Raw genomic sequence first — 22490 nt, 5'->3', positions numbered from 1 at the left:
AAAATATTGAATAGTAGCTTAAATACTGGTTGAATGACTAGAATCCTCATCAAGATTTGGATAAATAGGCTGATTAGTCGGCTTTTGGGTGTGCAATTCCCAGATATCGCGTTTTCCTAGTTCTTGATCTACTAATAGCTGTAGATGATCTGGTAATTTCGTTGTTTGCCAAATTGACCAAATTTCTCCACAACATAATTCTTTTTCAACTTGTCCAAAAAACATGATTTTACTCTCCAGTAATGCTCAAGTTTAAGTTTAGTAACTCCTAATTTAGGAAAGACGAAGTAATAAAATTCTCATCCTTCATTCTTTCGCCATCTTTAAAATACAGGTACTATTCGCCCCTGATACTGCTTGTTAATAAAATCTCTAACTTGTGGATTGTTAAGTAACTTATCTAGCTTCGGAATTTTTGGCTTATTTTCTCGACCCTGTAATGTGACTAATGCCCAACTATACTTTTTATCTTTAGCTGTCTCCTGTCTCATAGATTGCGGTGTTATTCCTGCTATAGCAACAGTTTCAGCCGAAGAAACAATGAAGTCTACATCATTAATAGCTCGAACTACTTGGACTCCTTTTACTTGCTTAATTCGCAAGTTTTTGGGATTCTCGGCGTCTCTGGTGGTTACAAATTCCTTAGTATTTTCCTTAAGTTTTATTAAGCAATTTCTTGCTAGTAACCTAAGTCCTGGGTCATTATTAATAACATTATTGGCAATAGGGACACTGCCATTTTGGGGAACCTCATTCACAGATTTAAGGTTCTTTGAGAAAAGACCGAGTGTGCTTAAGGAAACTAGATTTAATGGGACTAAATTAATTTTGAGTTCCTTGACAGCATTATTCATGAAACTAAAAGTTTACTTGGCACTAAATTTATCGGACTTACGCACTATACAAATGCCTCGTGATGTGAATTAACGATGCTCCCGGTTGTTTCAGGCTTTGCTTAATTATCCTGCGATCGTAAATAGACCAGAATGTAGGGGCATAGCATTGCTCATTGGTGTCAACTTAAGCTGAAACTCCTTTAAAACCTCGTTTCCAGCCGGAGGCTGGAAATGCTGCTCCTAGCGGCTCTGCCGCCAGCAAGAGAGGCGGAGCCTCTAGGACGACATTCCCAGTCGGAGACTGGGAACGAGATAATATCTAAAAGCTTGTACTAGGCTAGTTTTCACGTTAAGTTGACACTAATGAGCATTGCTGTGCCCTGACGAAAGATGTGGTTTTTAAACTTATTCATGTTTGGTATTTATTGTCAATGCGTAAGTCCTAATTTTGAGTTTATTGGCTAATCTACCTAACTTGCTACTTATAATACGGTAAAATGACCAATTTGCCGTATTATATAGTTATGAGATTTACATAGATTGTCCAAAAAAACAAGAGGCTATTAAAATTTATTGATATTACTCTTTAATAAAATGCAGTTTGTGGCGAAAACTTTCTCAAAAAAGTAAAAGACAAGTATAATTCTTGTCCTTAATGGTCAACATATAGCGTTTCCTAATCATATAAGGTACATTATAGTCCCCTCATCGCTTGGTCTTAGGGGGTTGGGGGTGGGGTTCTTGTATCTCACTCAAGCGAGAACCGCTATAACAGATTCTGCGTCGAGTAGGATTAGATGAAATTAATTCTCTGTAGCCGTGAGTCCGTAAAATTGCAAACGTCCAATGCCGAGAAATTGGCCAGCAGTTTTTTCACCAGAGGGAAAAGCCTTAACGCCAAATAAATAGACGCCATCATCAAAAGGATTATAGTAAGTTTTCAGACCAATAGTAACCGTCTTACCTGGTGGTATGGGAGTGTCAAAAGTTACTGTGATAGTCTGCTGTTTGTCGTCACCTTTTACAGCTTTCAGTGCCAACTTTGAACCTTGGTGATTGCGTGTGCCTTCAAAGGCAAAAGTATCTTTGTGATTAAATTCAATATCTTCAGTCCCCTGAATCTGGTTAAAAGTAACCTGCTGCAACGCTTCCCCAGCCATCGCTGGTACTTCCAGAGTGAAATAGTACGTCGTATTCGGAACACTTGTATTACTGTATGGAGTGCTAGCACTAACTAAACGCGGTGGTTGGACAAAGGCGATCGTGCCATTGCTTAAGGTAACTGCATTGGCTACCGAATGAGGTAGTAAATATAGTCCAGTGCTAACAACAAATAGAGTACTAAAAAAACTAGTAACGTACTTCATAATTTATATTTTTATCTCAATGATTTTTCTCTAAGACTCAACTTATTGAGTTTTACTTTAAATACTCATATTTAAGTCTGCTCACATCAATTATTACAGAGTCTAAAATTAGCAACTGCAATCAAGTTTACCGACTATTGTTTAGGTAGTTTTGCTGTAATCCTAGCACGCAATTTCAAACTTTTACATAAAAAAACAGATGTTTAAATTTAAATTTAACTAGTAATTTTGCCGGAATTTTTATTAGTAAATTCCCTCAAAAGTCGATGACTTTACCGGGCTTTTGCTAGATAAAACACTCGTCAATCGATAGCTTTGCCGTAGTTTAAATAAGTTTATATATCTAACAATCGATAGATTTACCGTAGTTTAAATAGTCAGTTATCTGAAAAGAATTATACTAATCGAGGAAGTGTAATTATAGTAGTGATTTATTAACATCAGATTCTAATAGGGCGTCAATATTGCAACCATGCGATCGCCTTGAGAGATCGGGAAGCAAATATTAAAGAAATTAAAAGGGTGCTTAGAAACCGCAGCTACACGAGACTTTAACCACCTCCGTGGGTTTCAAGTATTTTTCATTAGACATCTCCAAAAATTAAATATATATTATCCAGAAGCCTTGTAGAGACGTAGTACTGCTACGTCTCTACATTCTTTTTCACTCATATCTCTATTAGTCCATCTCTGCGGATTATAGGCTGTGGGCAGGTTTTGCCTACGTTTGTGTAGCCGCGAATTCTATTATTTAGGTATTTTCGCAAAATTGGGATGTTTCCAATATTTCAGGCATTACCATTGTGAAAAAGGGTATTTTACTAAATTGCTGTTGAAATATCTGGAGTCATCAGAAACTTCTTGTCCAATCCAGGTTGGTAGTTCAAATTGTTGATTTTCATCACTGAGTTCAACTTCTGCTAAGATTAGTCCTTTATTAACACCATCAAACTCGTCTATTTCCCAAATCAAACCACCCGACTCTATTTTATATCTGATTTTTTCTATAAATGGACGTTCACATAATGTCTCAAGTATTTCTTGAGCATCTTTAACAGGAATAGGATACTCAAACTCTAATCTCGAATATTTAATATTGGGGCCTTTAATGGTCAAATAACTTTTTTCTCCTACTATACGTATACGTACAGTCGCTTTGTCTTCTGTGGCAATGTATCCTTGACGATATACATTACCTTCAGCTAATCCTCTCCAGCTATCTCCTGTCACTAAATATTTCCGCTCTATTTCTTTCGCCATTTTATTTACCAAATTATTTGCTTTTATATATCAAAAATAATATATAGCAATTCTAAATGGTTGTAAGAAAAATCACCCTCCGCTAACGCCATTCCCCCAAAGTATTGGGGGAATTATAACTATTGACTATGGGTTAAAGCAATGAGTTTAGTTAAATCTATATCTTGCTTATAGGAAAACAGGTGGTGCTTGATATTGACTAAGTGATAATTGGCGATCGCTTCTACTGTAGTACGATAATTTTTAGGCGGACAGCGATTTGATGCTATCTGCACTAAGCGATTGCAACTAGCAGTAAATTCGTCATTTTCATCCCACTCATTCCAAGGGGCAGAGAACTAGAAAGACTTTTAATCCCCCATGCCCCATGCCCAATCGCCAGCCCTTAACTCAAACATTTGATATTTATATACAAGAACTCACCAAATTTTCTTGTTTAATTTGTTCTTTTGCTAAAGCCAATACTTGATGAGCATTTTTAAACTTTGTTTCATCTGTAAATTTATGATCAAAATTCTTTAAATAAGCTTCCAGATACCGAATACGTAAGTGTGGATCAGCCGGACTCTCAAGAAAGGGGAGGTCAGCTTCGACCATAAACCGGATAGCCAACAAAGGGATAGGGCTACGAAGTGGACGAAAGTTTGGGTTATGCAGACCAGGACTCTCATTACGTTTATGAAATTCTCCTATCATCAGTCCTGACTCAACAAACAAAGGTTTAAGTTTTTGTTGGACACTATCTATCAGTTTAGAAGCTTCTTCTATATGGATGTCAGGAAAGATAAGTAAAAAAGCTTTATTGATTGCTAATTCATGCTCTTTAAGTTCCATGCCAAGAAAGATATCTCGGTAGCGTCCAACAACCTCTTCTAATTGTTCTCGATACAAATCTTTTGTGTGAATAACTGCCAGATGAATACTGTTTGACTTGAGAGAGTAAGGTACAAAAGGGCAAACTACGCCGGGTCTTCCTAAGTTAGGATGAGGCTTTCCTAAAAAATTTTTCACCCACTCCATAATTTCAATTAAGCACGGAAGATCCTCGTGTTGCTGGAGTTGTTCGATTTCACGAGTTGTATAGAGTTGCATAAAATTGAGAGGATGTTTGAAAAGTATTGTATGAAACACCAAAAGCCTTAGAATCTAACCCCCCTGTCACCCTTCTTTCTAGGGAATGGGGGTTTAAAAGCCTCTCTCCGTTTTGGGCAGAGGTTTTTTAGTATCCTTTAAGACTTTGCAAACATCTTCTTAACTAAACCCGATTCATTATATACAAGAACTCACCAAATTTTCTTGTTTAACTTGTTCTTTCGCTAAAGCCAATGCTTGATGAGCATTTTTAAACTTTGTTTCATCTGTAAACTTATGACCAAAACGCTTTAAATAAGCTTCCAGATACCGAATACGTAAGTGTGGATTATCTGGACTCATAAGAAAAGTAAGGTCAACTTCAGTCATCGGGCGGATAACCAGCAAAGGTATGGGACTCCGCAGTGGTCGAAAGTTGGGGTTATGTAGCCCAGGACTCTCAGTCCGGTTGTGAAATTCTCCTAGCATCAGTCCTGACTCAACAAACAAAGGTTTAAGTTTTTTTTGGACACCATCAATTACTTTAGATGCCTCTTCTATATGGACATCAGGAAAGATAAGTACAAAGGCTTTACTTATTGGTAATTCCTTATCGCCTGGTTCTCTCTCAAGGAAGACATTTCGGTAGGGTCTCACAATTGCTTCTATTTGCTCTAAACACAAATTTTGTGTGCGAATTACTGCTAGCCAAATGTTATTTGATTTCAGAGCGTGAGGCACAAAAGGGCAAACTACTCCCGGTCTTCCTAAATCAGGATGAGGTCTTACTAAAAAACTTTTCACCCACTGCATAATTTCAATTAACGAAGGAAGGTCTTCGTGTTGCTGGAGTTCTTCGATTTCACGAGTTGTATAGAGTTGCATAAGCTTCAATAAAATGTAATAATTGTTTAATTCTAAATCAAAAATTAGTTTTACAATACATAAACATCATGTAGGTCAAACTAATTATTTAAGTAGACAAAATAAGCCTTAATTTTTTTCTTTTTGGTTGATATGTGGCTTGTAGCAGAGAAAAATACTCTGCGATTTGTTTTTGTGAACTTAAAGTAATTCGCGTCAATACACACACAAACATATTTTGCATCAAGGGGAGCATCCCAATGCAAGCAAATTTACCAAGATGATGAGTTGTCATTGCGAATGAAGCGTAGCGGAATGAAGCAATGACAAATTATCTTTGTACACATTTGGGATGCTCTCGCATCAAGCAACTTGTATTCATGGATTTTGGACTTATTTTGTAATATTTTATCTACAATACTTACGTATGATCATTATTACGGATCTTATCCTACTCTTTTTACACTCCTAACCTTCTTTTATTTTTAAGAGATAATTATTATAAAGTTTATGTCTAACTAGTTATTTTTAGTGTAAAAATTTAGTATAGATTTAACAGCAACTATAAAATTACTATCAAGATAGTATACTGTGATCCAAATAAGAGGATGTTTGAAAAGTACTGGGCGAATAGAATTCGCTACTACACAAACGTAGGTAAAGCCTTGCCACAGGGTAGTCCATCTCCGTAGACTAACGAAAAATCAAGGTTTTTAACCCACGTTCGCGTAGCGTTCCGTAAGGATTGGTGGGTAAAGTCTTGTGTAGCCGCGACTTCTAATCGCCAGGGCTAGTAATAAATTGGAATTCTCTTATTTATCAACAAATTCTTTCACCACTGCCCTAGCATCAGGAGGAATCTGCGTGATTAGGCGAAATGGAAATGCGGCAGTTGAAGCAAACTGGGCATAATCTGGTGTCAGAAAGATAGCATAATTTTTAGCTTCTGGAGTCATCTGTGCAGCAAAGGCCAAAGCTATAGCTTTAACGTACTTGCGAACATCTGCTGCTTTTTCACCGACAACTTCACCGCCACTAATCGGTGTATTCGGTTGTCCTATCTGATCCAAAGTGGTACTGGGGTCTTTCACACTCAGATGAGTACCCCCAAGTATACCAACTAGCCATTTGGGGGATGGGATTTTATCAAATCCCACAATCTGTTCAGTTAAAGCTGGGGTGGTTTTATCTGCGGAACCTGCTAACACTAGGGTAGGAACTTGTATCTTAGTTAACCCAGTTTCGCCAAAAATCAGAGAAGTTGTAGGATTGAGAGCGATCGCCTGTTTTATTCTAGTATCTCGTAGTTGATAAGTATTTTCTGGCAGTTCTTCAGCGATACACTGCATACCTTCTCCTAGACTCAAGATAGCCAAGTTCTTTTTGCAGCGTTGTTTGAGATGTTCCAGTTGTAACTCCGCTCCAGCAAGTGCTAAAGCTGTACCACCACCAAAAGAATAACCCACAACCATCACGTTCGTAGTTGCAAGTTTCCCTTGCAGGGGATGATTAGCCGTTTGGTTAAGCTTTTCTAATTCGTCGAGGACAAAACTAATATCTTGAGGGCGATACAAAAACTCTTGAGGCTTCACAACTCTGGTTTTACCTTGTAACGCTAAGTTAGTATTAGCCTGATTACTACCGGGATGTTCTATAGCTGCTACTACATAACCGTGGGATGCTAAATGTTCTGCTAGGTAACGCAAGTCCGTGCGGACTGACCCGAAGCCGTGAGAAAAGACAATCACAGGTTTGTCGGGAGTTGCAGCAGTTGACCAGTAAATATCAACTGGAATTTGACGATCGCGCTTTTGGTCATTCAGACTCAAGTTGAGTATTTTTACTTGAGCGTTTCCTGGTTGGCTGGGATCAAAAGGGAAAGCAATCTGCGGTGTTCTCGGCTGTGCTGTTATGGGATCGAGTTGGGGAGCAATCGCTAACATGAATTGCTGGGTGCGCCAAAAAGCTGTATTCAAACTCTCTGCAACAACGAAAGCCTTTGGCAAATCAATTACTAAGTTTTTACTGGGATAAGCAGCAATAAAACTCAGTATAGAAAGACCCGCCGGTGCAGTAGAACCTAATACCAATCCTGCTCTCAGTGCTTGTACCCCAGCTTTATCCTTTCGGGCTAAGGCTGTAGCGAAATCATTGAGAATAGTTGTACCAATCTGAGTATTAATTAACTTATCAAGTGTGACAACATTCATCGGTATATTCATACCCAGCGCCCCTAAGAAAAAGCGGCGTTGTTCTTCAGATAATCCTTTAGTGTAAGCCTGTAAACTCCCTGACAATTCCCCAGTTTTTGCAGCCTTTTGCAACTCAGCAAGAGAGATGGATTCTGTAAATAAACCCAAACGTACAACAACTGTGTCAGCAGCAATGGCCGAAGTATTCGCCCCGAACTGTGTAAGTGCTATCACGCCAAAGAAACCCGCAACTGTCTTAAGACTTCCCCAAATTCTTACCATAAACTTTTATACCAATTGTTACTTACGGGAATATAACGGATATTTGTGTATTTGACTACCCCATTAATTCCCTAGAAATAAAAGTAGATTTTTTCTGAACTTGATAGCGATGTCTACGACGGTTACTGAGCTTTGTCGTACCACTTCCTTGGTGGAAGCAAGCTACGCGCAGCGTCTCGTAGAGAAGTACGGGCTACGCTTACGCCCTGATTTGTTCAAAACATCTGTTGATGTGAACAAAGATCATCAAAAGCAACGAATTGTAGAATTCATCACAGCTAAAAATTTGAGCATAAATCAGTGTTAACAGCCACAAAAGCTTGATGGTTTCTCAGCTAGGTTTAATACTGTAACGGAGCTACTAGAACAGAGGAAGCGATGCCTGCGGCGGTAAACTACGCATCTACAATCTGCAATTTTTTTGACAGGAAAGTTTAACCGACTGCAAAATGTTTTGTCTTTGCCCTTTAAAACGTTTTGCAGAGGTGTTGCAGGTGAATAGTCTTACTACTGTAGCTGCACTATCATTACTCATCAAATTCTACCAGCCGCATCAACAATTTTTCTTGGCTTTATGCGTCGCAGACTCCCATATATTTTAATTTTGCTGCTCTCCATGAGTATTATTACACTGTGCTGGCCTGTGAATGATTCTGATTGCAATTTCGAGGCTTTTATCGCATCAAAAACTACAAAATTTCAAGTACACGCTACTAAGGTTATTGTTCAGCCGTGGCGTGGTCGTCACCATGTATATGGAATATTTATGATTCCTAATGAATACAAACAATCTCCATTTTTTGTGTTAACAGTCAAAGGTGCTGGCAGTTACTGTTCAAAACAATTTGGTCATAAACAAAACTTTGATGATATCTTTGCTGAACCAGGAACTTATCTGGTAAAGAAGCCTATTAGAACTCGAAAAACTCTGCGGCTCATTCTCCAAGGTTTGTATTCTCAGGTCAATGATAAAAATAATTGGACGTTGACTTTCCCTGAGCCAAAAGCTAGTCAAGATAATTCATAAGTTAGCTTGGTGGTTGAGTTTCTAAAACCTGGTTTTTCTCTAACAAGGCAGTAGTAGTATTGACTACAATTTGTGCTGCTCCGGTGAAGAACGATCGCTCGATAGTCGCTGGAACATCGCTAGGTTTATGATAATGTGGAGTACGTAAATTTGCGGTATCTGTCACCAGCACAGCAGCCACGCCCTGATACCAAAACGGTGCATGATCGCTGCGTAGGGTGTCTGGTGTCAGTAAACCTTTAAAAGGAATTGGTAGTGTTAGAACTGATGGCAGATTTGATTCTTGTTTATTCAGGGCGGTTGAGGGGGTATTTTGTGAGTTTTGAAAGGCATTTAAGAAAGGCAAATGTTCTGTATCACCGATTACTGCCAAAAAGTCGCCCTTGTCGCTAGGTGGCGTAACAGGCAATCCCGCAGGGTATTTCTGACAGCCAGCAGTGTAACAAGCGTAACCTACCATGTCCATAACGATCGCTCCGCCTAAATTTTGCAAGCGTGCTGTCTTACTCACAAAAGCCTGACTACCCAAAAGTCCTGCTTCCTCTTGGTCAAAAAAAGCTAGCTGTAACGTCCGTGGCGTAGGACGGGAACCGAGCAACCGGGCTACTTCCAGCACTACAGCTACACCACTGGCGTTATCATCGGCACCAGGGGAGGAGGCAACAGTGTCGTAATGCGCTGCTACAAGAATTGCTTTAGCGGCTTTGTTAGTTCCTGGACGTTCGGCAAAAATATTCACACCCTCAGAGAACTTTTCCAATTTGGGCTTCCAGCCTAATTTTGTGAGTTCAGTTGTAATATAAGTACGAGTAAGCGATCGCTCTTTTGTGGTGTAGCGCTGAAAATTCAACTTTTGGATATGGGTTAATAGCTTGTCAGTAGACACTTGCGGCGCACTGTCAACTTCCTTTGACTCTAGTTGTGGTTGGGGTGTTTTCACTGGAATGCGCTCAACAATTGCCGATGAGGGACGCTGTTCAAAAAACGTGCTACCTCTGCTACCCAACACGGCAACTGTCATCAGTACCAACAGCATCAGCCAAATCCATTTTCTCATCTGATTTATCCTTGGCTTTCTGACTTAGGGTAGCGCAAATCAACCTTGGGGAGGACAAGAGGGTTATGTCAGAAGTATTCAGGCAACAGGTGTTAGTGTTTGCCTTGTTCAAGACGGATCAATTCATCAGTTCCCTATGATCGCTCTTTATGAAAATAAACCTGTTACCAAGTTTAATATTGCTTGGTAAGGTGTTTATACATTCAGTGCTGCTGTTTGGGTTATTAAAGCGATCGCCGCCATTGAGCAACTCCGAAAATTCAATAAAAAGCTAAGAAAAGTATGATTTCATCGGATTTTTGGAATTGCTCAATGGTGACAAATACGGTTCTTCCCTTGGACTTCTAGATAACGGGCTAACTTCGTTCGCCTGTTATTCCTCATCATTAAAGGTCTGCTTCTGACAAAATCTCAATTTGTCTCACATACTTCCCAATACCCGTAAGAATTGTTTTACCAACTGTAACTGTAGTTGTGGCTCCTCCCAGTACTGCTGCTGATTCCTCGTCGGAAAGTTCCTTCAAGTCATCGACTTGGTTGTCAGACTGCAATTCAATGATTTTGGTGTTAGTCATAATTCCTTTTGTGTAAATAAATACTGTAAATTTTACCCCAATTGGAGGGAATAAGCATATACCGCGCGGGAAAGTTGAACACCAAATCTGATTTTCATCGTTTAGCCTCCATTATTCCTCAACAGAATCTCAATTCCTGTCTCAATGAAAGGCTCAGTAAAATCCACATACTGCTTACGTAGGTCATTAGTGCCACCCAATAAGTGATTATTATTGTAGAGACGGCGATTCATCGCGTCTCTTGCTTGCGTTAACCGAACATTTGTCTCTTAACAAGAGCATGCCCAGATTGCACATCAAACCAGTGAATATCTTCAGGGGGTAATGCTAGTGTAATATCCTCATTACTCCAATTTTGATCTGTTGGCAACAAAGCACGTACCGTAATCGCTCCGGTTTGTGAACCCTCAACTCTGACACTGATCAAATAGTGCATACCCAAATTTTCCACTAAAAACACTCGTCCTTGGATAGTCTGGGTATCACCTGGTTGAGCAATGCGAACATCTTCTGGGCGGATTCCCAGAACAATCTGCGGTGGTACAGTTGGTATATCTGGAAGAAGCACTTGGAAGTTACCCAGGATTGCGTATTGTCCCTTACAAGGTAGAGTCAGCAAATTCATTTGCGGACTACCAACAAATCCAGCCACAAATAGATTAGCTGGATGATTATAGATGCGGTCAGGCGGATCGAGTTGCTGGACATAGCCATCGTTGAGTAATGCAACCTTCGTGGAGAGCGTCATCGCTTCGGTTTGGTCGTGGGTGACGTAGACAACTGGCACTTTTTGGGCTGCAAAAATTTGCTTGATATCGGCTCGGACTCGTTCCCGCAGCAGTGCATCCAGGTTACTTAAAGGTTCATCCAGCAGGTAGACATCGGCATTACGCACCAAAGCACGACCAACAGCAACCCGCTGGCGTTGACCTCCAGACATTTGTCCAGGCTTGCGGTTCATTAACTCTGCTAATCCTAAAACTTCTGCCACTTCTGCCACTCGCTGTTTAATTTCTGTAGGTGGTACTTTTTTCAGCTTGAGTCCAGAAGCGAGGTTTTCGTACACCGTCATGTGAGGATAGAGTGCATAACTTTGAAATACCATTGCAATATTGCGATCGCTTGCTCGCTTATAGGTGACATCCACCTCCCCAATCTCGATCTGACCGCGAGTCGGTTCTTCAAGACCCGCAATCATGCGTAGAACGGTGGATTTGCCACAGCCAGAAGGGCCAAGTAAAGTCAGAAACTCATGGTTATCTACAGTTAAGCTAACGTCTTTAACAGGGATGACTTTAGGATTGTAGGTTTTATTCAAGTTTTTGAGTTCGAGTTTAGCCATTTTGATTTTTATCCTTTGACAGCACCAGCGGTAAGACCTTGGACAATCCGGCGCTGGAAAAACAAAACTAATAAAATCAGGGGTAATGTCCCGATGACAGTTGCAGCAGCGATTGGGCCATAGGGAATTTCATATATTGTCGCACCACCCAACTGAGCCGCAGCAACGGGAATTGTCTTCAACTCTTCACGCGTCATAAACGTGAGAGCGAAAATAAACTCGTTCCAAGCAAAAATAAAGGTGAGGATTCCGGTAGTTACTAAGGCGGGAAGGGTCATAGGCAAAACGATTTGCCAAAGTAGTTGAAAGGTATTGTAGCCATCGACCCTAGCGGAATCTTCCAAATCTTTTGGTAATTGTTGGAAAAAGCTTTTAAGTACTAAAATTGTTAGCGGCAAATTGATTGCAGTATAGGGTATAATCAGCGCCAGATAATTGTTACCCAATCTCAGCGCCTGGATAATTTCTAATAGTCCTAAGAACAACAGAATTCCCGGAAATAAGGTAACAATTAAAATGCTGGCGAGGATAACTTTTTCACCCCAAGGGCGTAACCGTGCGAGGGCATAAGCGGCAGGTGCGCCGATCGCTAAAGCTACAGCTGTGGAAGTAATCGACACAAAGGCACTGTTGAAGATATAGCGCCAAAATGGACGACGGGTGAATAACTCAATGTAGTGATTGAAGGTGAATCGTGTGGGGAAATAGACAGTAGGAACGGCGGCAATATCCTCATTCACTTTAAACGAGGTCAGCAATTGCCATAAAGCTGGCGCTAGGCTAAATAGCACTATTAATACAACTATGATGGCCAGCAAGATTTTTTTCAGAGAAAACTTGTTTCCCCCTGTTCGTTTTGGAGTCGTTGGAACTGCTTGGGGAGTTACACTCATGGCTTAAATGGCTCCTGATGTTTTGGCACGGTATTTGTTAAGGAAGAAACTAGCGATCGCTACCGCCGCAATTAATATTAAAAATGTCACCACTACCAGGGCTGCTCCATAACCAAAATCTAAGTAGCGCATCACTGTGGAGTAAATGTACAATGACACCACTTCCGTAGCACCACCAGGGCCACCCCCAGTCATCACAGCAATCAAGTCGAAAATCCCGAAAGCTTGAGCAAACCGAAATAGCACTGCAATTAAGATTTGTGGCAGCAGTAATGGCAGGGTAATATTGCGGAAGCTTTGCCAAGCAGTTGCCCCATCGACTGAGTAAGCTTCATAAAGGTCTTGTGATATCGACTGCAACCCAGCTAGCAACAGGATACTGATAAACGGCGTAGTTTTCCAAACATCAGCAAAAACCACTGCGATCATCGCCAGCGTTGGCTCTCCTAACCAGTTAATTCCAGTCTCAATCAGCCCCAATCGCCGCAGAATATCGTTCACAACCCCAAACTGGTCGTTAAAAATCCAAGACCACGCCAGACCAATCAAAGCGGTAGGCAAAGCCCAAGGGATAATTGCGGTTGTACGCACTATGCCCCGCCCAAAAAACGCTTGGTTGAGAACTAAAGCAATCCCCAGTCCTAGCAGTAGTTCTGAGATTACTGATGCTGTTGTGAAAACGGTTGTCGCCCACAAACTCTGCCAGAAACGACCATCTCCCGCCATCCGCACATAATTGTCTAAACCAGAGAATACAGGTTGTAGCTCTGTTCCCAAATTTTTAGTAAATACGCTTAACCAAAAGGCTCGTAAAATCGGGTAGGCAAATACAAACAACAGTAGCAGCAATGCGGGTGTTAATAAAATCCAGGCTGTCTGTTGTTCTCGACTTTTTAGTGTATGTAAATTTGTCATTTGTCATTTGTCATTTGTCATTGGGCATTGGCAAAGAGGAGGCAGAAAGCACAAGTTGTTTAATTTTTAATTTTTAATTGCTCTTCCCCTGCCCCCAACAGTCGGCGCGTTTCAGCAGCAGCAGCTTGCATTGCTCGTTCCGAATTCATCCGACCGGATAATGCGGCGCTGAGATAACGCTGCAAAATATCTGATGTCTGAGCATATTGGGCGATCGGTGGACGTAAAACTGCATTGTCTACGACCTCCAATAACTGCGGATAGTGGGGGTATTTAGCAACAATCTCTGAGTCTGTAAACAGTTCCCGACGACTGGGCACATAGCCGGCACTGAAAATGAATCGGCGCTGTGCTTCCCGACTGGTAAAATACTGAATTGCTTTCCAAGCTTCTTCAGGATGTTGAGAAGATTTAGCAATTCCTAAACCCCAGCCTCCTAAACAAGCCGCTCCCGTCTTCCCAGGAGCATGAACCATCGGTTTAATCGCAATTTTGCCCCGGATTGGCGAATTTTCTGCCTGGGCTAAGGGCCAAGCATAGGGCCAACTGCGTAAAAACGCTACTTTACCACTTTGAAACAAGCGCCGGGTGTCTTCTTCTTGATAGGTTGTGACTCCAGGAGGAGAAACGCCTTGGCTGATAGTACTACGGAGAAACTCAATGGCTTGTAATGTTTCTGGTCGATCTAGTCCAACTTCGAGGGTGTCGGGATTAACCCAGAAGCCACCAAAACCACCCAGGACTTCTGCAAACATGGCCACAAGTCCTTCATATTGGCGACCCTGCCAAACATAGCCCCAATTTACCTGGTTTTTCTTCTGCAAAACTTGGGAAATTCGGATCAAATCATCAAAGGTTTCCGGCGGTTTCAACCCTGCTTGTTTGATTAAATCTTCCCGGTAGTAGAGCATTCCCACGTCGGAACGCACTGGAATGCGGTATAGCTTGTCTTGATAACGTCCCCCTTCTAGATCCTGGGATGAAAATGCTGCCAACTCGTCTTTAGAAATGCGATCGCCTAAAGGTAGCAACCATCCAGCAGCAGCAAACTTGGATGTCCAGATCACATCCATATTGATCAGGTCGTAAGGAGATTCACCCAAGATAAAAGATGAGGTATACAGGTCTTCGAGCAAATTTGTGGCATTCGGCCCTTCAACTAGGTTAATCCGAATACCTGGGTTTTCAGCCTCGAAGTCTCTAATTAAACCCTGTCTCCAAGGTTCGGCATCAGGGGCAGTCATTAACAGATTGAGGGTAACTGGTTGCTGCGAGAGTGCTACCCAACTGAACAATATGATGCTCAAGAGAGTTGCCAAGAAAACCCCTATATGTAGATAACTTTGTTTTTGAATGAATTTTTGCAACTTGTTTATAGGCTTTCGGTACAACATTATCAATGTAGCGATCGCTAGTAGTAATTCTTAGGAAATAAAAACATAAAATATCTCAAAAAAGATTATTTCGTATTATTTTTTTACGGTTTTTTATAAGTAAAATTAATTTATCCCAGTCTAATGGTTAAGATATTTTAGCAAAAAACTGTATCTCAAGTTACCAAATAGTGGCGTTCTCTCTTGGAAAAAACTTTTGATAATTGTAATGACTACACTCTGCTTGTATTTGGATACGCGATTATTTGCAGACATATCCAGACCAGAGCGATCGTCAGTCTCTTTACCGATCTCAGCGAAACTCTACTTGAGGTGTAGACACTATCCCCATCCAAATACCTTCTATAGGACTAGTATTTGATTTTTGAAATGCACGTAGTGGACTGTCTAGGCAAAATAGTGCATTAGACGTAGGTTGGGTGGAGCGGAGCGCAACCCAACTGATGAGAAGGATGTTAGGTTACGCAAAGCCTCCACCCAACAAAGCAATTTTTTTGTCACATTAAAGCCTAGACAGTCCACTACAAGACTACCGAGATTTTTTCAGAAATCAAATATGATTCCTATATTAAGTTAGTATTCATAGTTTATCGGTCATATATCTCTGCTATTGCTTCTTTGTTATTATAGGTAAGCCGAATTTGATAGACACCCACTTTAAGAGCTTTAAAAATACAATAACCCCCATCTCCGGCATCAATCTTAAGAGTAAACTGGTTCCGCTTGCACCAAAAAAATAAGGTGTATGGAAAGAAGGTAATATTTTCTCCTGGCAGAATGAGTGGAAAATCAGATAATAACGGTCTTTTGGTGATGGTTCTGGAGAAATATCTCTGCAAACATACTTGATTGTTAGCTTTTACAAGTTGGGGAATTATAGTAACAAAAAAGCTAAAGCGGACTACTGTGGGCGTATTATTAGTAATACGAATCCCTAACTGCATACGAGTTTCAATCCCGCGTTTTTTTCTGTTAAGAAAAATGTATCGTATATGCAAAAAGCAAAAAAGCCTGATCCGCGCCAGAAGGATGGGCAGCAGTGGCTCTCAGAAGCTTGTGTGTATTGAGTTTTACACCCAGGCTTTCTTTATTAGAGAAAATATCAAGTTTGACGCTTTGTCTTTTGACAGCGATCGCAACTTCACGTACAGTGCCCCACTAGAGGAGTGTTGAGTACTGAGCAAAGAAGAAGAGAAAAGAATTTCTTAATTACTTCTTCAAAATCTTTATTCTGACACTCAGGACTCATGACTCAGAACTCAGGACTTTTTTTATGGTAGATTTGTTGCTGATCGCAATCCTGGGGTTCCTGGGGAGTTTTGGACACTGCTTTGGGATGTGTGGCCCTCTAACAGTGGCATTTTCTCTGTCTCATCAGCCGAAAAGCCCACAAACAGTCTCCTTGGGACGGACATCAACCTTAGAAAAGTCCGACACTTGGCAACAGCAATTAAAATTTCATATCCTGCTAAATTTGGGGCGGATGTTGAGCTATGCTCTAGTCGGTGCTGGCATTGGGGCGCTAGGTTCGGTATTGCTGCAAGGTGGACAGCTAGCGGGTGTTGGCAGCGACTTCCGGCGCTGGATGGCAATTGTGACTGGTGTAATGCTGATTTGGTTTGGCTTAGGACAAGTAAAACCCGATTTACTGCCGCGCATTCCCGTGTTACACCCATTATTGCAAGGTAGTTTACACGATCGCCTCAGTACCGGAATGGTTAAGCTTTCCTTCAAAACCAAATGGTGGACACCAATGCTTTTGGGGATGACTTGGGGTTTAATGCCCTGTGGTTTCCTGTATGCTGCCCAAATTAAAGCTGCTGAAACTGGCAATTTATGGATGGGTACAGCTACTATGCTGGCTTTTGGCTTGGGAACCTTGCCCACGATGCTAGGTGTAGGCGTTTCCACATCGTTGGTAAGTAAAGACAAACGCAGTCAGTTGTTTCGCTTAGGTGGTTGGGTAACACTCACCATTGGCGTCATCACCTTGCTGCGAACTGGTGACACAATGGTAGATTATACCGGACACGCCGCCTTAATCTGCTTAATTTTGGCGTTAATTGCGCGTCCGATTAGTGGCTTGTGGGCTTCACCACTGCGTTACCGTCGGGGCTTGGGAGTGGGATCTTTTGTGCTTTCTGTGGTTCACACCTTCCACATGATAGAACACTCATTGCAATGGAATTTTGCTGCCTTTTCTTTTCTGCCGCCAGAATTTCAGTGGGGTATGGCTGCGGGTGCTGTAGCATTGGTATTAATGTCCCCCGCCGCTTTTACGAGTTGGGAATCGTTGCAAAAATCTTTGGGCAAGCGTTGGCGACAGATTCATCTATTGGGTGTGCCAGCCTTGCTCTTGAGCGCCATTCATACTGTGTTGATTGGTTCCCATTACCTGGGTTCCTTGCAATCAACTTGGGGAAATAAATTAGCGGCAGTACTGATGGTAATTGTTACTCTCAGTGTCTTGCTAGTGCGATCGCGCTTTTTTTGGTCAAAGTTAGCCGTAGAAAAGTTTTATGTTCCCCCAACCAAATCGCGGTAAATCACCCTTATTTTCTGGCTCTATTCTAACGAGTCAAAAACAGAGGCGTTACCCCCTCAAAGGTATTTTCTGGAAGAATCAAGGAACAATAAAGTATTTATTATTCCTGAGTTGCTTAGTTATATCAATAACTAATCTTTACCCTGCTTTTGCTCATAAGGTAGAAGTAGCCTCAGATGTTGGCGGCACCCTCCACATTGAACCAAATGATAATCCCCGTGCTGGAGAAGCAAGCCAAGCCTGGTTTGCACTTACCCGCAGAGGTGGAAAGGTGATTCCGTTGTCACAGTGTAATTGTCAGTTGGCTGTTTATGCCGAACCTTATGCCGTTGGAGAGCCACCGCTGTTAGAACCACAGTTACAACCTGTGGCAGCTGAACGCTATCAAGGCATCCCAGGTGCAGAAGTTATCTTTCCCAAGCCAGGTATTTATGAGTTGCAACTAAATGGTAAACCTGTCTCTGGGGCAAGATTCAAACCCTTTGAGTTCAAATTTGAAGTGACTGTGGCAGGAGGCGGATCTACACAGAATACACGAAACCTGCGAGATGTCAATGGGGATTTAGTAGAGGGTCAATCTCAACAATTACCAACTTGGGCGATCGCACTCCCCATTCTCGGATTTATTGGCATCTTAGTTGTCGTACTGCAAAGTATGAGGAGGGGTGGGGAGTAGGGAAGAAGCTGAGGGGCAGGGGAGCAGGGGGCAGGGGGAGAAAGAATAAGTAATGCCCAATGCCCAATGCCCAATGCCCAATGCCCAATGCCCAATGCCCTTACTTATGTCGCTTTTGATGCCACTGCCACGCATGAGCGACGATATCTTGGATGGATGGATACTGAGGTTGCCAGCCTAAGATTGTTCTGACTTTCTCGCTGGTGCCAATGAGAATTGGAGGATCGCCAGGGCGGCGATCGCGCTCTTCTACTGGTATGCTAATTCCTGTCACCTCTTCGGCAGCTGCAATTACTTCTCTGACGGAGAAGCCGCTGCCATTACCTAAATTAAAAACTTCGCTATCGCCACCTTTTAATAAATATTCCAATCCCAAAATATGGGCATCTGCTAAGTCATTAACATGAATATAATCGCGAATACAAGTACCATCGGGCGTGGGGTAATCGGTGCCGAAAATTGAGATAGATTCTCGTTTGCCTAAAGCTGTCATTAGCACCAAGGGAATCAAATGGGTTTCGGGGTTGTGATCCTCACCCAGTAAGCCATTGGGATTAGCACCAGCAGCATTGAAATAGCGGAAACGCACTGATTGCAAACCGTAAGCAACATTAAAATCAGAGATAATCCGCTCTACCATTAGCTTTGTCGCGCCATAGGGATTAATCGGATTTTGGGGATGAGTTTCTGGAATGGGCACGAATTCCGGTATCCCGTAAGTAGCACAGGTAGAAGAAAAGACAAATTTCTTTACAGATGCCGTCAGCATCGCTTCTAACAAGGTCAAAGTACCAACGACATTATTGCGGTAATATTTGGCCGGATCAGTCACCGACTCTCCTACGTAGGCATAAGCAGAAAAGTGCATGACAGCGGCAATATCGTGGGTTTTAAATAGGTGATCGAGTAAGGCGCGATCGCCTGTGTCCCCTACTATTAGTTCAACCTGTAAAACCCTTTCTACTAGATCGCGATGCCCATAAACCAAATTATCAAGGATGACAACGTTGTAACCCGCTTGCTTCAAAGCAAGCACCGTATGAGAACCAATATATCCAGCTCCCCCCGTTACCAAAATTGTAGGCTTTCCAGGCGACATAGTTTTTCCTTTTAAGTGGATTACTCAATTAATTTAGTTTATCGGTACCATATTACTCTTCTGGAAAATTATAAATAATAGACGCAGTGTCAAAAAATTGCACTAAAATCACTACGACGGTAGTCTTTGGGTGTGAGGTTTAAGGTATTTTGAGTCAAACAGTGCGATTACAATTTGACAATAAAATAAATCCATTTCCCGAAACCTCTGGACTGACCTTACGGGTGACGCTTCTGGCGTCGCTATCAGTAAGAAGTCGCCAGTTGTTTTATGCAGGGAAACCATGTAAGGCAGTCCTTTCTGAGGTTTCCCCCAGAAAGGACTGCCTTACCACCACACTGGCTCACTGCACCAGAAAATTTGAGAGTTAGTCTATGTTTCTATTGTTAAGCCGGGTACTGCTGTGGCTGCTGATTGGCACTATCGTTTATTCTCTGTTCCAGCGATTTTATCCCTCTGGAAGTTTTGTCGGGCGATTAATCTTAGTCGTTATCTTGGTAATCGTAGCCCTATCATTTCTTAACCCCAATGAACCTGCTGTGGCGTCGTTGTGGAGGATGCTATCTTTTCCACTCAAGCCTCTAGGAGCCTCTGTTTTACTGATGATTATTGCCGCTCAGAAAATCAAAGGAGGTGGGATAGAGAAACCAGGAGGATACTTGATCGGTTGGGCACTGACGATTTTGCTCTTAGCAAGTACACCAGCAGTCGCCTATTTCCTTTATCGAGCACCTCTAGCAATGACAGGTGAAACATCTGTGGCAAGTGCTGTACGAACATCTGGGACACTGGTGGCATTAGGACAACAAACCACCACAGCGAACATCTCAGATATGACGGGCGATCGGATTCTTTCTTATAATTTGAGAGTGCCTCCCTATTTATTACAAGGAAATCCTCAAGATATTCGCACACGCGGTTTACGGCTTGAAGACTTTGTACCGGATGCACAAACGTTGCAATTGACAACAAGAACTTGGGAAAGTTATCTCGTTGAAGTTTACAGGTTCTTGCGTGTTCAGCGGTAATAAAAACAAACAAGAGGGGTAAAGGGTAAAGGGTAAAGGGTTGAATTAGGTCGGACAGCATAGCTGTATCTAATTTTACCTTAGACATCACATAAGGATTATTTCGCTTAACTTCGGGCGTTAGTGTCGCGGGACGAAGTACGGTTTTTACCCTTCCCTTTCCCCATTCCCCTTTTTTATTTCACAAGCCATATTCCCTTTTCATAGCTGCCTTCTTGGACTAGCAGTTAATCTACGATGATAAAGTTGCAAAATTGCTTTAATGGCAAAATCTCGACGAATTGCTAAACTCAGTGCTTACCTACGACCCCATTGGCGGGAGGCCTCCTTAGGCATTCTTGCTTTGTTGTCTGTCAATGCACTGGGCGTTTATATCCCTTGGTTGATTCGTGCTGGTGTTGACAAACTCTCGACAACCTTCAGCTGGAACCAAATAGTACATTACGTAGTAATCATCGTCTTGCTTAGTTCGGCGATGTGGCTAATGCGGATGGCATCACGCATTTGGCTATTTGGGGTGGGGCGTCAGGTGGAATTTGACCTGAAACAACGGATTTTTGAACACTTACTGAAGCTGGAGCCTGCTTATTTTGCCAGTAATACTGCTGGCGATTTGATTAGTCGGGCTACTAGTGATGTGGACAATATCAAGCGGTTATTGGGTTTTGCGGTCTTGAGTTTGGCAAATACGGTGTTTGCCTACGCCCTGACACTGCCAGTAATGCTGGCGATTAGTGTGGATCTCACACTAGCCGCTCTGGCAGTGTACCCTTTTATGCTGTTGTTGGTGAGTCTGTTTAGCGATCGCTTACGCAAACAACAAGCAAAAGTCCAAGAGCAACTCTCTGACATCAGCGAACTCATCCAGGAGGATATCAGTGGTATTGCCTTAATTAAAATCTATGCCCAAGAAGCAAACGAGCGTCGAGCTTTTGCCAAGAAAAATCACCAGCTATTGACTGCTAACCTGGAATTGGCAAAAATCCGCAATACACTGTTTCCGCTAATTGGCGGGCTAGCTAATATCAGTTCACTGGTAATCATCTGGCTAGGGTCGGCACGGATGTCTTCTGGGACACTTCAGGTTGGCGATTTTTTAGCACTGTTAATTTATGTAGAGCGTCTAGTTTTCCCCACTGCCCTTTTAGGATTCACAATTACTGCCTACCAACGCGGTGAAGTTAGTATCGATAGGCTTGAATCTATTCTCTCTGTTACACCAAAAATTAAAGATGCAGCCGATGCCATACATCTACCAGTGGCTGAACTTAAAGGCGAACTGACAGCTAAAAATCTCACCTACAATTATCCTGGTTCCACTACTCCAGCTTTAGCAAATATTAACTTTACCATTGCTTCTGGAGAAACTGTAGCGATTGTTGGGGCAATTGGTTCGGGTAAATCTACTTTGGCCAATGCTTTACCACGCTTGTTGGATATTGAACCAGGACAATTGTTTTTAGATGGGCTAGATATTACTAAGATCGCTTTGACAGATTTACGAGGTGCGATCGCCTACGTTCCTCAAGATAGCTTTCTATTTAGCACTACAATCAAAAATAATATTCGCTACGGCGATCCACTTAGCGAACAACAGCAGGTAGAATCTGTTGCTAAACTTGCCCAAATTGAATCAGAAATTCACAATTTTCCCCAGCAATATGAAACTATTGTTGGTGAACGCGGTATTAATCTTTCTGGCGGTCAACGGCAACGTACTGCTTTGGCTCGAGCAATGTTGGTCAATGCTCCAGTGTTAATTTTGGATGATGCTCTCTCTAGTGTGGATAATCAAACAGCTACGCAAATCCTCAAAAATCTCTCCGGTGGTACTGAACGTAAAACAGTAATTTTTATTACGCACCAATTATCAGCGGCGGCGGGTGCTGACCGAATTTTTGTGATGGAAAAGGGAAAAATTATTCAGATCGGAAATCACTTAGAACTTTTACAACAACAGGGTTTATACAGAACTTTGTGGAGTCAACATCAAGTTGAGGAATTACTGCGGTGAAGGGGGCAGGAATTTAGATAGGATAAATAGTTAGGAGTATCTCTGCCCCTGTG

At 42.0% G+C, this 22490-nt stretch carries 23 protein-coding genes; 6 read left to right on the top strand and 17 right to left on the bottom strand.

Annotated features, from left to right (window positions below; translation table 11 throughout):
* Nucleotides 1–18: 18 nt before the first annotated feature.
* The 8 genes from V7K62_RS03980 to V7K62_RS03945 all read right to left on the bottom strand — a co-directional run bounded on the left by V7K62_RS03980 (nt 19) and on the right by V7K62_RS03945 (nt 7872).
* Nucleotides 19–225 (bottom strand): hypothetical protein, encoded by a 207-nt coding sequence (locus V7K62_RS03980; RefSeq protein ID WP_334861911.1) that lies wholly within the window; start codon nt 223–225, stop codon nt 19–21.
* 98 nt (nt 226–323) lie between these two features.
* Nucleotides 324–854: a MetQ/NlpA family ABC transporter substrate-binding protein gene (locus V7K62_RS03975; RefSeq protein ID WP_334861909.1), complete on the bottom strand. Its 531-nt coding sequence runs from the start codon at nt 852–854 to the stop codon at nt 324–326.
* Nucleotides 855–1639: 785 nt separating this feature from the next.
* Nucleotides 1640–2203, bottom strand: coding sequence for a DUF2808 domain-containing protein (locus V7K62_RS03970; protein WP_334861907.1), 564 nt, complete (start codon nt 2201–2203; stop codon nt 1640–1642).
* 795 nt (nt 2204–2998) lie between these two features.
* Nucleotides 2999–3463: a CYTH domain-containing protein gene (locus V7K62_RS03965; RefSeq protein WP_334861905.1), complete on the bottom strand. Its 465-nt coding sequence runs from the start codon at nt 3461–3463 to the stop codon at nt 2999–3001.
* 119 nt (nt 3464–3582) lie between these two features.
* On the bottom strand, nt 3583–3738 hold the full coding sequence (locus V7K62_RS03960; protein ID WP_334861903.1) for a hypothetical protein: 156 nt from the start codon (nt 3736–3738) through the stop codon (nt 3583–3585).
* A gap of 130 nt (nt 3739–3868) precedes the next feature.
* Entirely contained in the window at nt 3869–4555 is a 687-nt protein-coding gene (locus V7K62_RS03955) for a DUF6875 domain-containing protein (protein WP_334861901.1), read from the bottom strand.
* Nucleotides 4556–4732: 177 nt separating this feature from the next.
* A complete protein-coding gene (locus V7K62_RS03950; RefSeq protein ID WP_334861899.1) occupies nt 4733–5419 on the bottom strand; it encodes a DUF6875 domain-containing protein in 687 nt (228 codons plus the stop codon).
* A 791-nt stretch (nt 5420–6210) separates the two neighbouring features.
* Nucleotides 6211–7872, bottom strand: a complete 1662-nt coding sequence (locus V7K62_RS03945) for an alpha/beta hydrolase (protein ID WP_334861897.1) — start codon at nt 7870–7872, stop codon at nt 6211–6213.
* 109 nt (nt 7873–7981) lie between these two features.
* On the opposite strand from V7K62_RS03945, the gene V7K62_RS03940 reads away from it, so the two are divergent.
* Together V7K62_RS03940 and V7K62_RS03935 are read left to right on the top strand one after the other, a co-directional pair.
* On the top strand, nt 7982–8179 hold the full coding sequence (locus V7K62_RS03940) for a hypothetical protein (protein ID WP_334861895.1): 198 nt from the start codon (nt 7982–7984) through the stop codon (nt 8177–8179).
* Between the two features lie 267 nt (nt 8180–8446).
* Nucleotides 8447–8899, top strand: a complete 453-nt coding sequence (locus V7K62_RS03935) for a hypothetical protein (protein WP_334861893.1) — start codon at nt 8447–8449, stop codon at nt 8897–8899.
* 1 nt (nt 8900) lies between these two features.
* Here V7K62_RS03935 and V7K62_RS03930 read toward each other — a convergent pair whose 3' ends face one another.
* The 8 genes from V7K62_RS03930 to V7K62_RS03895 all read right to left on the bottom strand — a co-directional run bounded on the left by V7K62_RS03930 (nt 8901) and on the right by V7K62_RS03895 (nt 16019).
* Nucleotides 8901–9956: a M28 family peptidase gene (locus V7K62_RS03930; protein ID WP_334861891.1), complete on the bottom strand. Its 1056-nt coding sequence runs from the start codon at nt 9954–9956 to the stop codon at nt 8901–8903.
* Nucleotides 9957–10342: 386 nt separating this feature from the next.
* Nucleotides 10343–10531 (bottom strand): hypothetical protein, encoded by a 189-nt coding sequence (locus tag V7K62_RS03925; protein WP_334861889.1) that lies wholly within the window; start codon nt 10529–10531, stop codon nt 10343–10345.
* 101 nt (nt 10532–10632) lie between these two features.
* On the bottom strand, nt 10633–10764 hold the full coding sequence (locus tag V7K62_RS03920) for a hypothetical protein (protein WP_334861887.1): 132 nt from the start codon (nt 10762–10764) through the stop codon (nt 10633–10635).
* Between the two features lie 17 nt (nt 10765–10781).
* Nucleotides 10782–11873 carry an ABC transporter ATP-binding protein gene (locus tag V7K62_RS03915; protein ID WP_334861885.1) on the bottom strand — a complete coding sequence of 364 codons (1092 nt, stop codon included), beginning with the start codon at nt 11871–11873 and terminating at the stop codon, nt 10782–10784.
* 8 nt (nt 11874–11881) lie between these two features.
* On the bottom strand, nt 11882–12766 hold the full coding sequence (locus V7K62_RS03910) for a carbohydrate ABC transporter permease (RefSeq protein ID WP_334861883.1): 885 nt from the start codon (nt 12764–12766) through the stop codon (nt 11882–11884).
* 3 nt (nt 12767–12769) lie between these two features.
* Nucleotides 12770–13681: a carbohydrate ABC transporter permease gene (locus V7K62_RS03905; protein WP_334861881.1), complete on the bottom strand. Its 912-nt coding sequence runs from the start codon at nt 13679–13681 to the stop codon at nt 12770–12772.
* Between the two features lie 59 nt (nt 13682–13740).
* Nucleotides 13741–15075, bottom strand: a complete 1335-nt coding sequence (locus V7K62_RS03900; protein ID WP_334861879.1) for an ABC transporter substrate-binding protein — start codon at nt 15073–15075, stop codon at nt 13741–13743.
* A gap of 587 nt (nt 15076–15662) precedes the next feature.
* Entirely contained in the window at nt 15663–16019 is a 357-nt protein-coding gene (locus V7K62_RS03895) for a hypothetical protein (protein ID WP_334861877.1), read from the bottom strand.
* 329 nt (nt 16020–16348) lie between these two features.
* Between V7K62_RS03895 and V7K62_RS03890 the strand changes: the two genes are divergently transcribed.
* Nucleotides 16349–17620, top strand: coding sequence for an urease accessory protein UreH domain-containing protein (locus V7K62_RS03890; RefSeq protein WP_334861875.1), 1272 nt, complete (start codon nt 16349–16351; stop codon nt 17618–17620).
* A complete protein-coding gene (locus V7K62_RS03885) occupies nt 17595–18296 on the top strand; it encodes a hypothetical protein (RefSeq protein ID WP_334861873.1) in 702 nt (233 codons plus the stop codon). Before V7K62_RS03890 ends, V7K62_RS03885 begins: the two co-directional genes overlap by 26 nt.
* A 100-nt stretch (nt 18297–18396) precedes the next feature.
* Here V7K62_RS03885 and galE read toward each other — a convergent pair whose 3' ends face one another.
* Nucleotides 18397–19395 (bottom strand): UDP-glucose 4-epimerase GalE, encoded by a 999-nt coding sequence (galE, locus tag V7K62_RS03880; protein WP_334861871.1) that lies wholly within the window; start codon nt 19393–19395, stop codon nt 18397–18399.
* A 374-nt stretch (nt 19396–19769) separates the two neighbouring features.
* Here galE and V7K62_RS03875 point away from each other — a divergent pair, with 374 nt between their 5' ends.
* Together V7K62_RS03875 and V7K62_RS03870 are read left to right on the top strand one after the other, a co-directional pair.
* A complete protein-coding gene (locus V7K62_RS03875) occupies nt 19770–20423 on the top strand; it encodes a hypothetical protein (protein WP_334861869.1) in 654 nt (217 codons plus the stop codon).
* A gap of 262 nt (nt 20424–20685) precedes the next feature.
* Nucleotides 20686–22437: an ABC transporter ATP-binding protein gene (locus V7K62_RS03870; RefSeq protein ID WP_334861867.1), complete on the top strand. Its 1752-nt coding sequence runs from the start codon at nt 20686–20688 to the stop codon at nt 22435–22437.
* Nucleotides 22438–22490: the final 53 nt, after the last annotated feature.

The sequence above is a fragment of the Nostoc sp. genome, from assembly GCF_036917935.1.
Classification (GTDB): Bacteria; Cyanobacteriota; Cyanobacteriia; order Cyanobacteriales; family Nostocaceae; genus Nostoc.
The sequence above is the reverse complement of the archived record's forward strand: the minus strand, read 5'-3'. Positions and strand labels throughout refer to the sequence as shown.